The following is a 13,301-nucleotide window of genomic DNA, read 5'->3' on the forward strand; positions in this document are numbered from 1 at the left end:
TACTTAGAACCTTAGAAACTCAGTACGTCAAAAACTATTTTTTCACTTTAATATCAGTTCCTAATCTTTGGATGTAAGCAATCAAGGCAACAATTTCCCTATTCTGCATTGGAACAAATTTTTCGCCCCTAGCTACTGCTTTCTTTTTACTGTCTTCATAACTTTTTACAAAATCAGGATCGGCATGCAGGCTATTTTCAATTTCTTGAGACTGTTCTTTAATTGCTTTTTGAGCATTGGCAATATCAGTATCGCTATACGGAACTCCCAGCGTTCTCATTGTTTCCATCTTGCCTTCGATATCAGAAACATCCAATGCTTTATTGTCAAATAACCATTTGTATCCTGGCATAATAGAACCCGCAGAAGTACTTTGTGGAGACCACAAGTGATTAAAGTGCCAGTTGTCATTGTATTTCCCTCCTACCCTCAATAAATCAGGTCCTGTACGTTTAGACCCCCAAAGGAATGGATGATCGTATACAAATTCCCCTGCTTTAGATTGTGATCCGTAACGTTCCACCTCACTTCTAAACGGACGTACCATTTGAGAGTGACAGCCCACACAGCCTTCTCGGATATACAAATCACGTCCTTCCAGTTCTAATGGAGTATATGGTTTTACACTTGTAATAGTTGGGATATTTGATTTTACCATAATCGTAGGAACGATTTGGATAATTCCTCCAATCAAAATAGCAACAGTAGCCAGAATGGTTAACTGAATTGGTTTTCTTTCTAACCAAGGGTGGAATTTTTCTCCCTGTACTCTTCTGCTTCTGATTTTTTGCAATTCAGGAGCTTCAGCTAATTCGTCTTCAATTACATCGTTTGCTTTTACCGTTTTATAAATATTATACACTAAAACAAACATCCCTGTTATATATAAAGTCCCTCCTACGGCACGCATCCAATACATTGGAATAATCTGGGTCACCGTTTCTAAAAAGTTTCCATAAGTCAAGGTTCCATCAGGATTAAATTGTTTCCACATAGACGCTTGCAGGAAACCGGCAACATACATTGGTAAAGTATAAAGGATGATTCCTAAAGTTCCTATCCAAAAGTGTACATTGGCTAATTTAAGAGAGTACAAAGGCCCTTTTGACATTCTTGGAACTAACCAATAGATAACACCAAAAGCCATAAATCCGTTCCAGGCCAAAGCTCCTACGTGTACGTGAGCAATAATCCAATCGGTGAAATGCGCAATAGCATTTACATTTTTAAGTGATAACATTGGCCCTTCAAAAGTTGCCATTCCATAACCTGTAATAGCCACTACAAAGAATTTCAAAACGGGTTCGGTACGCACTTTGTCCCAGGCTCCACGCAAAGTCAACAATCCGTTTATCATTCCTCCCCAAGACGGAGCAATCAACATTACTGAGAAAACAACTCCTAAATTCTGTGCCCAGGTAGGCAAAGCAGAATACAATAAATGGTGAGGTCCAGCCCAGATATATAAAAATATTAATGACCAAAAGTGAACAATAGACAATCTATAAGAATAAACCGGACGATTAGCTGCTTTAGGGATATAATAATACATCAATCCTAAGAATGGCGTAGTCAGGAAAAAAGCCACCGCATTGTGACCGTACCACCATTGCACCAAAGCATCCTGAACTCCCGCATAAACAGAGTAACTTTTTAAAGCCGAAACCGGCAAAGCCAAGCTATTAAAGATATGCAACACCGCTACCGTAACAAAAGTGGCCAGATAAAACCAAATGGCAACATACAAATGACGCTCTCTTCTTTTTAAAATAGTCCCAATCATATTGATACCAAAAACTACCCAAATCAAAGCAATAGCAATATCTATAGGCCATTCTAATTCGGCATATTCTTTAGAGGTACTGTATCCTAAAGGCAAGGAAATAGCCGCCGCAACAATAATCAATTGCCATCCCCAAAAATTAAGATTACTCAAAAAATCACTGTACATCCTTGCTTTTAACAATCGTTGCAAAGAATAATAAATCCCCGCAAACATGGCATTACCAACAAAAGCAAAAATAACAGCATTGGTATGCAAAGGTCTTAATCGACCAAAACTCAACCAGGAAACCCCATCAGTCAGGTTAGGGAATAAAAATAAGATTGCCAATAAAAGCCCGACCGCCATGCCGACTACCCCAAAAACAATGGTAGCATAAATAAACTTCTTAACAATTTTGTTGTCGTAATAAAACTGCTGCATTTCCATATTTTTTTTATTAAAAGGTTATAAGTTATACGTAAAGTGTTAGGTGTTAAGAGTCAGAAGTTTGTTTATAGTCGCTTAACTTTTTCAACTCCTCACTCTTAACTTTTTTGAGCTCATCGTCAAACAACATTCTGACCGAGGGTGTGTAATCGTCGTCATATTGGCCACTTTTTACCGCAATAACAAAAGCGACGAAAAAGCCAACGGCAACGAATATGCTAATGGTGATTAATAAATAGATGACACTCATACCTTAAAAATTTATACCCCAAAATTAGACTCCCTGTTTCAGGCATACTATGACATTTATCATGCTTTGAATTTTAATACTGTTTGTTATTCAAAATAAACCACCCCGCCCGCTGGGCACCCCTCCAAAGGAGGGGAAGTCGCGTAATTTCCCCACTTCTAACTTCTAACCTCTAACTTCCTGGCGTAATAATTACTCATTACAGTCACAAAACTCACAATAGTAATGGTACTTAAAGGCATAATAATAGCCGCTACCAGAGGTTCTAAATTGCCTGTAACTGCAAAAGTTAAACCCACTACATTATAGAGTAAGGACAGACCAAAACTCATCTTTATCACTAACATCGCTTTCTTAGAAAGTTTCAGGAAATAATGTAGTTTTTGGAATTGACCTGCTTCTAAAATAGCATCACAGGCAGGTGAAAAAACATTCACATTTTCAGAAATCGAAATCCCTATATTGCTTTGTGCCAAAGCTCCGGCATCATTTAAGCCATCGCCCACCATCATTACATTTTTACCTGAATCCTGTAATTGCTTGATAAACTCCAGCTTTTGTTCTGGTTTTTGATTAAAAATAAGCTCCGTACTTTTAGGCAAAAGTTGTTCTAAAGCGTCTTTTTCTCCCGCATTATCGCCTGACAGCACTTTGATTTGATAATTACTATTCAGGCTTTTAAAAAGTTCCTCTAAGCCTTCACGATATTGATTTTTGAAAACATATTTCCCGTAATACTCCTCATTAATCTGGATGTGAACCGAAGTCCTCTCCCCTCCCGACGCTTCGGGACTCTCCAAAGGAGAGGGAGAAGAAACCGATAAAGACGGAGTGCAAAATTCTTCAGAACCTATTTTGATAAAATTGCTCTCTACTTCTGCCTGAATTCCTTTTCCGGTAATTTCTTCAAAATGGTCAATTTTCACCCTTCCCATTTCCGGTAAAAAGTCATACAACATTCGGCTTAAAGGATGATTAGACGCTCGAAGCACTGATTTTATTAATCTAATATTTTCATTACTCATTACTTTTCCTGGCTCCCCTCCTTCGGAGGGGTTGGGGGAGGATTCATAAAAAATATTCGATTTTTTATTGGTCGTTATCGTTCTGGTTTTATCAAAAACAATCGTATCCACTTTTGCCAATTGCTCTATTACCAAAGCATTTTTGAGATAAAACTTTTGCTTGCCTACAATTCGCAATACATTTCCCAAAGTAAAAGGTGCCGTCAAAGCCAAGGCGCAGGGACAAGCCACGATTAATACCGCAGTGAAGACATTAAAAGCTGTATTGACATCTTTAAAAATCCAATAGCCAAATCCCACAAAAGCAATCAACAATAATATAGGTGTGAAATAACGGGAAATACTGTCGGTGATGCTTTTATGTTTTTGCTCGACATTTTTCTGAAACACATCATTACTCCACAATTGGGTCAAATAACTTTGAGAAACCGAAAACAACACTTCCATTTCGATTACTTTTCCAATTTGTTTTCCTCCTGCAAAAACTTTATCGCCTGAATTCTTGTTTATCGGAATAAATTCACCCGTTACAAAACTGTAATCAATTGCAGCTGTTTCGCTTATCAAAATTCCGTCTACAGGGATCAACTCCTGGTTTCTTATGAGTAATCGGTCGCCTTTTTTAATATCATAAACAGCCACACTTTCTTCGGAAGCATCGGTGTTTATTCGTGTAACAGCAACCGGGAAATAGGATTTAAAATCTCTTTCGAAACTCAGGAAACTATAGGTTTTGATTTGGAACATTTTGCCCAAAAGCATAAAGAAAACCAAACCTGTCAGACTATCAAAAAAACCGGAACCGTAGTCCATAACAATATCAACGGTGCTTCGAATAAAAAAGATAATAATTCCTAAGGCAATAGGAATATCAATATTGAGCATCTTCGTTTTGATACTTTTATAAGCAGAAACATAATAGCCACTAGCTGAATACAAAAAAGATGGCAATGACAACGCAAAAATTAACCACCTGAAAAAAGGCTTGTAATTGTCCAGCCAAAATTCTTTCACCTCAAAATATTCCGGAAACGAAAGCAGCATGATATTTCCAAAACAAAAGAAAGCAACCCCTAATTTATAGGTTAAACTTCTATCAACGTTTTGCGTTCCTGATTCGTAATTTTCTAAACTGATATAAGGTTCATAGCCAATAGAACTCAGTAAGTACGCAATTTTACTAAGCGAAACGATTTGGGGATTGTAGTTAATCCGTACTTTTTTATCAGGGAAATTAACCTGGGAAACATTTATTCCTTCTTGAAGACGCTGTAAATTTTCCAGAATCCAAATACAAGAGCTACAATGTATATGAGGAATGCTAAGTGAAACAATAGCGGTTGTATCCTCTTGAAATTCCAATAATTTTGAAACGATGTTTTCATTGTCTAAAAAATCATATTTACCTTTTATATCCTGTGGGGTTGCTCCAGGTGATTTTTCGAAATCATAATAAGAAGTCAAATCATTGAGACTAAAAATTTCATAAACCGTTTTACAACCGGCACAACAAAATGTTTTTTCGTCAAAAATAATTTCAGCTTCCGCTACAATATCTAAACCACAATGGAAACAGCGTTGTGTGTCCATAACTTTGCTCATTTTACCTAATGCAAAGCTCTTAAATGAATCTTAGGCAGAATATGATATATGTCATATAAATGAGTAATTTTACATTTACAATTAAACCTTTTTGTAAAATGAGTAAATGCGAACAATGTATCGTTAGAGAATTCAGCTCTTTAAAAGCACTAAACAAAGACGAATTAGTAAAACTTGCCGAGTGCAAGACGTCTCGTTTAATAAAAAAAGGAGAAATCATTTTTGAAGAAGGCGAAAATGTAAACGGCATCTTTTGTGTAAAAGATGGTGTTTGTAAGTTGACCAAATTAAGCCCGAATGGCAAAGATCATATTGTAAAACTGGTTACTAAAGGGGAACTTTTAGGACAACGCTCGATGATAAGCGACGAACCTGTAAACCTTAGTGCCGTTGCACTCGAAGACATGCAAGTGTGTTTTATTCCAAAAAGTGAAATCATGGGATTCTTCGACAAAAACAATCAGTTTTCGATGAATGTCATGAAAACCATTTGTGGCGATCTTAAAGAAGCCGATAGCCAAATGGTGAATATGGCTCAAAAAACCGTTAAAGAACGTCTGGCCGAAACCTTACTTTATCTTCAGGATACTTTTGGCAAAAATGAAGACGATAGCCTAAAAATTCAATTAACCCGAGACGAACTCGCCAGCATGATTGGTACAGCTACCGAAAGCTGTATTCGTCTATTATCTGATTTTAATAAATTAGGTTTAATCGAATTAAAAGGAAAAAAGATTACCCTTAAAAATATCGCACAACTTAAAAAGATGATTTAAGGTTTTCTTTATTTTCTTATTCTCTTTCCTATAAAATTAGAAATCCCTCTAAGTAATAGTCTTTCCGATATTTTGTAATAAAAATATTATTTCTATATTTGTTAGAAATGCGTTATTCAATAGCGACAATACAGCCATAATTGGGTAGATTGTCGCTACTTTGTAGCGAGTATAAACGAGTTGGCGAACAGTTTAGTAGAAGAAGAGAATATAACAGAAAACAATAAATTATGGAATTAAAAGCACTTGACCAGTACACAGACCGAGAATTACTTGAATTAATTGTTAGCAATCAAGTCAGAACAGAGCAAAGAATTTATAAAATTTATACCTTCCTATTTGATAAATATAAAGATGATTTCAGTAAAAATAATCAACACAAAGGAAAAACTTTTGAAGATTTTTTAGATTCATTCGATGGACTTGATAAACAATTAAGAAGTATTATAGAGAAACAAGAAGATTAATTTCAATTTCGTTATAATACTTACTTTCTAAATCACCATCTCTTCCAATTGTTTTGGATGGAGTTGAAATTTTAACTAATAAATCTTCTTCACACGCTTTTAGTAAAAGTTCATTTATTAAAATGACTTGTTGTTGAATTTTGGTTTTTAAATCTGAATATTGCATTTTTTTTGTATTTGTGAGATTCCGAAGAATCACTGATTAGTAGTTTAATTTAAAATAATATAAGTGGAAATAGAAACCGACATAAACCGAAATTTAAGCGATAGTGGTTGCGATATAAATTCTGGAAGAATAATTATTTTTGACAACAAAATTGTAAAATTCATCCAAAATGAAGAGCAAGAACATAATCAATCATTATTAGATATTCAAGACATTAAAATAATTAAGTCTAACAAAGCCACATACGAAGTAGAATACATAAACAGGCACGATATATACCAAAACAAATACAATGCTAAAATTACAATTACAAACGGTAGTAGCTTTTATGTTAAACTGAATTTCATTGAAAGACTAAAAATTAAATGGATGATTAAAAATCATTGGATACAAAAAGGGAATAATATTACAATAGTAATAACATTAGTTATAGCAATTATAAGTACTATAATAGCGTACTTAAACTACATAAAATAGATACAAAAGCTAATACTATAATAATAAATAAATCATCATCATCTTTTTTTTTATCTGACATAATTTTAAAGTTTTACTCAGCCTAATGGAAAGTGTGACCGTCCATAAAACCGATTCGCCAATCGAGTAGACGGCTCCGCCAGAAACTGACGGAGTGCGCCTCTCACACCACCGTACGTACGGGTCTCGTATACGGCGGTTCGCAAAGTGATGGGTTGAGTTCCATGTAAATCTCCAACATTGATTGATAGCCTTTCTTCTTAAGTCGCAGTAGGGTAATTGTAGTGGTTAGAATTGGACTTTGGGCGATGCGCCATCCTCCTTTTCTGGTTCTGCTCCATGCATAAGCGTGGTCTTTGTCAATCCCTAGTCGTATCAGGTTTTTCCTTTTGCGTTCGGGTTTCTTCCAGTCCGTCCAAATGCAATAGCGCAGTCTATTGCGCAACCATCCGTCAATATCTCGTAATTTTCCTTGAATACTAGTCCCCCGAAAATAGTTTAACCATCCCCGTTGGATTTCGTTGATTTTTCGGATGCGTTCCTCGAAACTTCTCGGTGCGGTTTTGCGCGTAACTTCTTTTAAACTCTGCTTTAGTTTTGCCCAAGCTTTGTCACCTACCGTTAATTGATACCTGCCCTTTACCCCTTTTTGATAGGTCGATGCAAACGAAAATCCCAATATCGTGAACTGAATGGGTTTTCTAATCCCGCTCTTTTCCAAATTAATGGTTAGTTTCAGCTTGTCTTTCAAAAATAGAAAGATAGCGTTACCAACCGTTTTGGCTTGGTATTTCGATTTGGTATAGATACTAAAATCATCGGCATAACGGACAAACTTTAAGCCTTTTCGTGTCAGTTCTTTGTCCAATTCATGGAGCAAAATATTTGACAAAAGCGGACTTATCGGACTCCCCTGCGGAACGCCTTTTCGTCGTTTGACCAGTTTCCCTTTAATAAGTATCGGCACTCGCAACCATTTGCGGATTAATCGCAGGGTGGTTGGGCATTTTACCTTTTGGTAAATCAGGCTCAGCAACAAGCAATGATCCACTTCGTCAAAGAAGGTCTTTAGGTCAATGTCCACAATATAATTGTAGCCTTCGTGAATGTTCCTCAAGGCTTTGCCTACCGCTTGGCGGGCGTTTTTGTTGGGGCGAAATCCGAAGCTGTTCACACTAAAATCTTTTTCAAATCTTGGCATCATTGCTTGTGATACGGCTTGTTGAAGTAGTCTATCCACTACTGTTGGGATTCCTAAGAGTCGGAACTTTCCGCCTCCTTTTGGAATTTCCACACCAAGAATGGCTTGCGGCAAGTAACGGTCATTCTTAATGTCTTCCAGTATTGCAGACTTATGTTCACGGAAATAATCCGCCAGTTGAGTGGTTTTTAAGCCATCAACGCCTGCACTGCCTTTATTGACAACTACTTGATGTAGTGCCTTTTGGAGATTATAAGAATGTGTTACTTGTGTAATCATACTTGTTGTTTTAATCTGAATTTATTTCAGATTCTTGTTTAACCTGTCCCGCTTTTCCAGGGCTATAACTTGAGCTATTCCGTTAGAAATTGAGAACCACTTGCGTTCAGTCCTTCCTTGTTTGTGAGTCCTATACCGTTTCTATTGGTAACTCGTTGCCCCAAGTACTATGACCTCGGCTGACTTCTCTTTTGGGATTAACCCGTAATCCAAGAGACCTCCCTCGGTAAGCACTTCCTCTTTCCATCTATCCCCGACGCATCTACTAACTAAACCTGTTGTCTCTAGGCTTTGCATTGCTGTGCATGCTTACCCAATTTAGCTAGCCTCATATGCGCTTCGTGTTCCTCGGTACAGACTTTTGCAGTTGGGCTTCCTTCACTGCATGGCTCGCCCCAAACCAACTTGCCACTTGCTAATCGGCTCAATATAATGCAACAACTTGCCGATAAGGGACTTGCACCCTCTAGATAAAATTCCTACTTTTGAGGAATTGGAAGTGCATGCAAGGCACACACATACGCTACAATAAATTTGGGTATAGTGTTAGATTTATAGATGGTTTTGTACTTGAATTATTAGTTTTTAACCGAAACATAAATCTTAATTTAATCCCTAAACTTATTGTAGCGTAGGAACGTTGACATTTTAAAAAACCATAATGAAACTAATAACTAACTTATTAATCGGAATGACTTTGATTTTGTTCATAGCTTGTGGACAAGGGCAAATAAAAACACCTGAAAAAGCAATGGCAAAATTTGAAGAGTTTAAACTCAAGGAAAAGTTTATCCCTGACGAAAAATTATTTTATCCAGGCATTGGAGACCCAACCCAAAAACCTATACTTACAGAAAAAATAAATTTAGTGGCAGATGATTTTGAGAAACTTGCCAAAAGAGGTAACGCAACAGACAAAGACTATCAAAATGCCATCAAAATTGGACTTGAAAGATTCGCAGGTATTTACATTGATTCCGAAAACCAAGAAAGAATTTGTTATTATTTTGAAGAACTAATGGATATAGTTGGACTTGAAAGTTCAGACGGACAATTGAACAACTTTAGATATGGTTTTGACGGAACACAAAAGCAATAAAAAATGCCCCAAATAGTGTCTAACTTTTTGGGGCATGTTCAAAATTAACGGTATTGTTATTTAATCCTTGAAGTTGTAATTTTCACATCGGCGGTAGCCCAACTTTTAGCAATCAGTCTTTCCATTGCTGCAACTTTAGCTTTGTTGTTCAGTTTTTCATAAGCCAATTTCAATCCGTGATGTGCCCAGCCATTTTTTGGTAATCTTTTTAAATCTTCTTCATAGGTTTTTATGGCGTCATCATATTTCCCGGCTTCTATTTGTACGGCTCCCAAATGATGTCTTACCGAAAAAAACCAATCTGGTGGCTCATTGTAATTCAAACCATCTTCTATAGCCACTGCTTTTTGCAACAAATTAATACTTTGAGCATAATTTCTTTCGGAAGCCAAAATTTCGGCTTTTAAAACCTTAGACGCAATCTGAACAATACTCGACATCGAATTGATTTCCCAAATGGTCATTTTCTCAAGGGATTTATCATTTGCCAAAACATCGAGACTGCGCCATTCGGCTTTAGCTATTTTTAAATTATTTTTACCCAAATAAGCCATTCCCCGGGCATAATGGGATATTGCCACGGGGTATTTTAAAGTATCAGAAACCAATTTCATTTTCAGAATTTCATCCCATTTACCAAATTTTACTGCTACAAAATACGGAATTACATAATAATGTTGTAACGTTGACCATCCAGGTTCAATCATCGTTTTGGGATGTACATGACTGGAAGTTTCAGTAGCGCCAATCATAGCCCATTTTGAGTTGCCTTCCATAGTAGCTGTTCCAGCCATAAAATGATAATTGTGCGGATAATAGGCTAACGGATAAGCACCTTGCGCATGGCACTTGGTAACATAATTACTATCCACCTTAACAGCGTTAATATTAGCCAAAGTTCCTTTATGATACTCTCCCGTTCTGATATAAATATGAGAAGGCATGTGAACCAAATGTCCTAAAGATTTTGCATTCCCATCATCAAAAAATTGAGCAGAAGCATTGGCTCGTTGTGGCGTATTCGAAGCTTCTACAGCATGAATGTAAAAATGGTTGGCACCAATATGCTTTGGATTTTTTTTGAGTATTTTTTCAAATAAGGCAACAATTTCTGGCGTCCATTTTTTAGGAGTTCCATTCTTTTCGTATAAATCCCAAGGATGCAAATCCATTACCGACTCGGCATACAACGCATTAATATCAACATCATCCGGGAATTTACTATTTACTTCTTTCATAGCGTTGGAGTAAGCAATATCCAGTTGACTTCTATCTTCAACCGCTTTGGCAACATATCGTTTAGCTAAAGCCTGAATTAAAGCTTTTTCTTTCTCAGTAGCTTTATCCTGTAATTTTATCGCCTGTTGGATTGCCTTATAGGCTCTTTGGTAATTATCTGGTTCCATTCCGGCATTATAATTTGGTCCAAGAACGTATGCAAATCCCCAAAAACACATAGCACATTCCGGATCAAGTTTAGTGGCATAATAAAAGGAACGAGCGGCTTCCGCATGATTAAAGCCGTAGGATAAAGCTAGTCCTTGATTAAAATATTTTTGAGCTTCCGTATCTTTAGTACTGATCGGATAATTAACGACATCCATTCCTTCAAACAAAGGTGCTTTATTGTTTGAAGTGTACCATTTCGCATCAACAGTTGGAGGAGCACAACTCATACTTTTTTTTCCAACAACTACTTCTTTGTTTGGAGTAATTTCTTTTTTGCAGGAAAAAAACAGAAAAGCAATAATCAGCAGTAAAAAAATATTTTTTTTCATAATCACAACTTATTAGATAACTGAAAATCAACATAAATTTACTAAAAATTAATAATTTAACTCGTTCGTTCAGAATCAAACTCTGATTTTACTCAGCTGGTGCGAGCATCTTGGTTAATTATATTTATTACAACACTTAAAGAGACTTTTTTTTTCTAAATTTGTATTAATGAGAATAGTTAACCAAAATATAGAAGACTTGAAAAGACTTTGTACAATGTACAACGTAGAAAAGATGTACCTGTTTGGTTCTGCTTTAAATTCTAATTTCAATAAAAAAAGTGATATTGACTTTCTCGTAAAATTTAAATCTATTGAGTTATCAAGCTATTTTGATAATTATATGGCTTTTAAAGAAAACTTAGAAAAGCTTTTGGGTCGTGAAGTTGACCTGGTTGAAGAACAAACTCTAAGAAATCCAATCTTAATCAACTCAATAAATAAATCTAAAGAGCTAATTTATGGATGAAAGAATTCTTAAATGGCTTTACGATATTAAAATATGTATTGAAGAAATTGACAGCTTTTTCAAAGAAGAAGAAAAAGATTTTTTCAAATACAAAAATAACATAATGCTTAAAAGAGCTGTAGAAAGAAATTTTGAGATTATTGGAGAAGCCGTAAACAGGATAATAACCCGTGATAACTCATTTACTGAAAAAATCAGCAATGCAAAAGCAATTATTGGTTTGAGAAATCAGGTCATTCATGCTTACGACAATATATCCGATGAAAATATTTGGTCGATACTTATAAACCATCTTCCAAAATTACAACTTGAAGTTGATACCTTAATAAAGAACGAAAAATAACCACTGTTAACAGCCATACCTCAAAATTCAGGTTTAATATCATTTAAAATATTTTTCAATTCATAACGACATCTTAAAACATTTCACTCCTGCTGAGTTAGTCAAAGTCCCATCGGGACTTTCTTTTTGTAGAAAATAAATGGTTTCCTTTTTTAACTCGTAGGAGCGAACTGTTTAATCATCAATTTATTCTGTCGTCACATAAAAATATATCAACAAAATAGCATCCTTTTTCCGAATAATTAAATTGTTTCTTAAAATTTAATTCATTCAACTAAAATTAACGTTTATTTTCTTTTTCTTTCGTTTATTTTCTTTTATATTTGTTTTAACACTAATACAAAAAGAAAACAAATTATGTTGCCAAATCAACGCAGGGAGAAAATTTTAGATCTTTTAAAAGAAGATGGATTTGCAAAAGTTATCGATTTAGCCCGTTTATTCAAAGTAACCGAAGTCACTATTCGTCAGGACCTTGAAAAACTGGAAAGCGAAGATCTTATCATCAAAGAACACGGAGGAGCAAGTATAAAAAACGTTGCTGATCAGGTAAGAAGCTTTTCGCTGATTCGTCAGGAAAACTTAGAATTAAAATCGGCTATTGCCCAAAAATGTCTCGAATTTATTGAAAATGGAGACACTATTATTCTGGATTCCGGTTCTACAACCACTGAAATAGCAAAAAAATTAAAAGGTTTCAAAAACTTAACAGTCATTACTAACGCCTTGAATATTGCCTTATTACTTGGTACTGAACAAGATATAGAAGTTATTATGACCGGAGGCGAATTCAAACCACCTACTTTATCATTAACAGGTCAAAAAGCCGCCGATTTCTTCAAAGGCTTAAACGTTCAAAAACTATTTTTAGCCACTGCGGGAATCTCACTAAAATCAGGACTTACTTATCCTAGTATTAGTGATTTAGTGGTAAAAAAAGCCATGATCGATGCTGCCGAAGTTACTTACTTAGTGGCCGATAGCACCAAAATTGGTAAAAGTGCTTTAGCCAGCTTAGGCGCCTTATCCTTAATTGATTATATCATTACTGATAATGGAATTGAAGAAAAACACAAAGAAGTATTTAGAGATAACGAAATTGAAGTTATCGTAGCATAAAAGACAAAACACAAAAAAACATAAAAAAAGCAAAGAAA

General features: G+C 35.6%; 13 protein-coding genes. 7 read left to right on the forward strand and 6 right to left on the reverse strand.

Translation table 11 applies throughout. The features are described 5' to 3' along the window. Window positions 1–34 precede the first annotated feature (34 nt). The 3 genes from ccoN to GTZ96_RS08140 form a co-directional block, all read right to left on the reverse strand. Window positions 35–2,212, reverse strand: coding sequence for a cytochrome-c oxidase, cbb3-type subunit I (ccoN, locus tag GTZ96_RS08130; RefSeq protein ID WP_161642755.1), 2,178 nt, complete (start codon window positions 2,210–2,212; stop codon window positions 35–37). Between the two features lie 46 nt (window positions 2,213–2,258). Continuing rightward, the gene (ccoS, locus tag GTZ96_RS08135) at window positions 2,259–2,462 is read right to left on the reverse strand and encodes a cbb3-type cytochrome oxidase assembly protein CcoS (RefSeq protein ID WP_161642757.1); all 204 of its coding nucleotides are present in this window, start codon (window positions 2,460–2,462) and stop codon (window positions 2,259–2,261) included. Window positions 2,463–2,620: 158 nt separating this feature from the next. Beyond that, a complete protein-coding gene (locus GTZ96_RS08140) occupies window positions 2,621–5,077 on the reverse strand; it encodes a heavy metal translocating P-type ATPase (protein WP_161642759.1) in 2,457 nt (818 codons plus the stop codon). Between the two features lie 110 nt (window positions 5,078–5,187). Here GTZ96_RS08140 and GTZ96_RS08145 point away from each other — a divergent pair, with 110 nt between their 5' ends. Both GTZ96_RS08145 and GTZ96_RS08150 read left to right on the forward strand, forming a co-directional pair. Continuing rightward, window positions 5,188–5,865 carry a Crp/Fnr family transcriptional regulator gene (locus GTZ96_RS08145; protein ID WP_161642910.1) on the forward strand — a complete coding sequence of 226 codons (678 nt, stop codon included), beginning with the start codon at window positions 5,188–5,190 and terminating at the stop codon, window positions 5,863–5,865. A gap of 230 nt (window positions 5,866–6,095) precedes the next feature. Beyond that, a complete protein-coding gene (locus tag GTZ96_RS08150) occupies window positions 6,096–6,332 on the forward strand; it encodes a hypothetical protein (RefSeq protein WP_161642761.1) in 237 nt (78 codons plus the stop codon). Here the strand turns inward: GTZ96_RS08150 and GTZ96_RS08155 are convergent. After that, window positions 6,310–6,498 (reverse strand): hypothetical protein, encoded by a 189-nt coding sequence (locus tag GTZ96_RS08155; RefSeq protein ID WP_161642764.1) that lies wholly within the window; start codon window positions 6,496–6,498, stop codon window positions 6,310–6,312. The genes GTZ96_RS08150 and GTZ96_RS08155 overlap by 23 nt on opposite strands. 63 nt (window positions 6,499–6,561) lie before the next feature. Here GTZ96_RS08155 and GTZ96_RS08160 point away from each other — a divergent pair, with 63 nt between their 5' ends. Continuing rightward, window positions 6,562–6,975, forward strand: coding sequence for a hypothetical protein (locus tag GTZ96_RS08160; RefSeq protein ID WP_161642766.1), 414 nt, complete (start codon window positions 6,562–6,564; stop codon window positions 6,973–6,975). Between the two features lie 163 nt (window positions 6,976–7,138). Here the strand turns inward: GTZ96_RS08160 and ltrA are convergent, their stop codons facing one another. Next, complete coding sequence (gene ltrA / locus GTZ96_RS08165) at window positions 7,139–8,455, reverse strand: group II intron reverse transcriptase/maturase (RefSeq protein ID WP_161642768.1); 1,317 nt, start codon at window positions 8,453–8,455, stop codon at window positions 7,139–7,141. 661 nt (window positions 8,456–9,116) lie between these two features. Here ltrA and GTZ96_RS08170 point away from each other — a divergent pair. Continuing rightward, window positions 9,117–9,554, forward strand: a complete 438-nt coding sequence (locus GTZ96_RS08170) for a DUF4844 domain-containing protein (protein WP_161642770.1) — start codon at window positions 9,117–9,119, stop codon at window positions 9,552–9,554. Between the two features lie 56 nt (window positions 9,555–9,610). Here the strand turns inward: GTZ96_RS08170 and GTZ96_RS08175 are convergent, their stop codons facing one another. Then, the gene (locus tag GTZ96_RS08175) at window positions 9,611–11,332 is read right to left on the reverse strand and encodes a tetratricopeptide repeat protein (protein WP_161642772.1); all 1,722 of its coding nucleotides are present in this window, start codon (window positions 11,330–11,332) and stop codon (window positions 9,611–9,613) included. A gap of 169 nt (window positions 11,333–11,501) precedes the next feature. Here GTZ96_RS08175 and GTZ96_RS08180 point away from each other — a divergent pair, with 169 nt between their 5' ends. The 3 genes from GTZ96_RS08180 (at window position 11,502) to GTZ96_RS08190 (ending at window position 13,263) form a co-directional block, all read left to right on the forward strand. Then, window positions 11,502–11,801 carry a nucleotidyltransferase family protein gene (locus GTZ96_RS08180; RefSeq protein WP_161642774.1) on the forward strand — a complete coding sequence of 100 codons (300 nt, stop codon included), beginning with the start codon at window positions 11,502–11,504 and terminating at the stop codon, window positions 11,799–11,801. Further along, window positions 11,794–12,144, forward strand: coding sequence for a HepT-like ribonuclease domain-containing protein (locus tag GTZ96_RS08185; protein WP_161642776.1), 351 nt, complete (start codon window positions 11,794–11,796; stop codon window positions 12,142–12,144). Before GTZ96_RS08180 ends, GTZ96_RS08185 begins: the two co-directional genes overlap by 8 nt. Before the next feature lie 357 nt (window positions 12,145–12,501). Then, on the forward strand, window positions 12,502–13,263 hold the full coding sequence (locus GTZ96_RS08190) for a DeoR/GlpR family DNA-binding transcription regulator (RefSeq protein WP_071185836.1): 762 nt from the start codon (window positions 12,502–12,504) through the stop codon (window positions 13,261–13,263). Window positions 13,264–13,301: the final 38 nt, after the last annotated feature.

This window comes from Flavobacterium undicola (assembly GCF_009909155.2).
Lineage (GTDB): Bacteria > Bacteroidota > Bacteroidia > Flavobacteriales > Flavobacteriaceae > Flavobacterium > Flavobacterium undicola.

Bases quoted from the DNA above. Each gene is read 5' to 3' on its own strand.
- ccoN (WP_161642755.1), bottom strand. From the start codon at position 2,212: ATGGAAATGCAGCAGTTTTATTACGACAACAAAATTGTTAAGAAGTTT.
- ccoS (WP_161642757.1), bottom strand. From the start codon at position 2,462: ATGAGTGTCATCTATTTATTAATCACCATTAGCATATTCGTTGCCGTT.
- GTZ96_RS08140 (WP_161642759.1), bottom strand. From the start codon at position 5,077: ATGGACACACAACGCTGTTTCCATTGTGGTTTAGATATTGTAGCGGAA.
- GTZ96_RS08145 (WP_161642910.1), top strand. From the start codon at position 5,188: ATGAGTAAATGCGAACAATGTATCGTTAGAGAATTCAGCTCTTTAAAA.
- GTZ96_RS08150 (WP_161642761.1), top strand. From the start codon at position 6,096: ATGGAATTAAAAGCACTTGACCAGTACACAGACCGAGAATTACTTGAA.
- GTZ96_RS08155 (WP_161642764.1), bottom strand. From the start codon at position 6,498: ATGCAATATTCAGATTTAAAAACCAAAATTCAACAACAAGTCATTTTA.
- ltrA (WP_161642768.1), bottom strand. From the start codon at position 8,455: ATGATTACACAAGTAACACATTCTTATAATCTCCAAAAGGCACTACAT.
- GTZ96_RS08170 (WP_161642770.1), top strand. From the start codon at position 9,117: ATGAAACTAATAACTAACTTATTAATCGGAATGACTTTGATTTTGTTC.
- GTZ96_RS08175 (WP_161642772.1), bottom strand. From the start codon at position 11,332: ATGAAAAAAAATATTTTTTTACTGCTGATTATTGCTTTTCTGTTTTTT.
- GTZ96_RS08180 (WP_161642774.1), top strand. From the start codon at position 11,502: ATGAGAATAGTTAACCAAAATATAGAAGACTTGAAAAGACTTTGTACA.
- GTZ96_RS08185 (WP_161642776.1), top strand. From the start codon at position 11,794: ATGGATGAAAGAATTCTTAAATGGCTTTACGATATTAAAATATGTATT.
- GTZ96_RS08190 (WP_071185836.1), top strand. From the start codon at position 12,502: ATGTTGCCAAATCAACGCAGGGAGAAAATTTTAGATCTTTTAAAAGAA.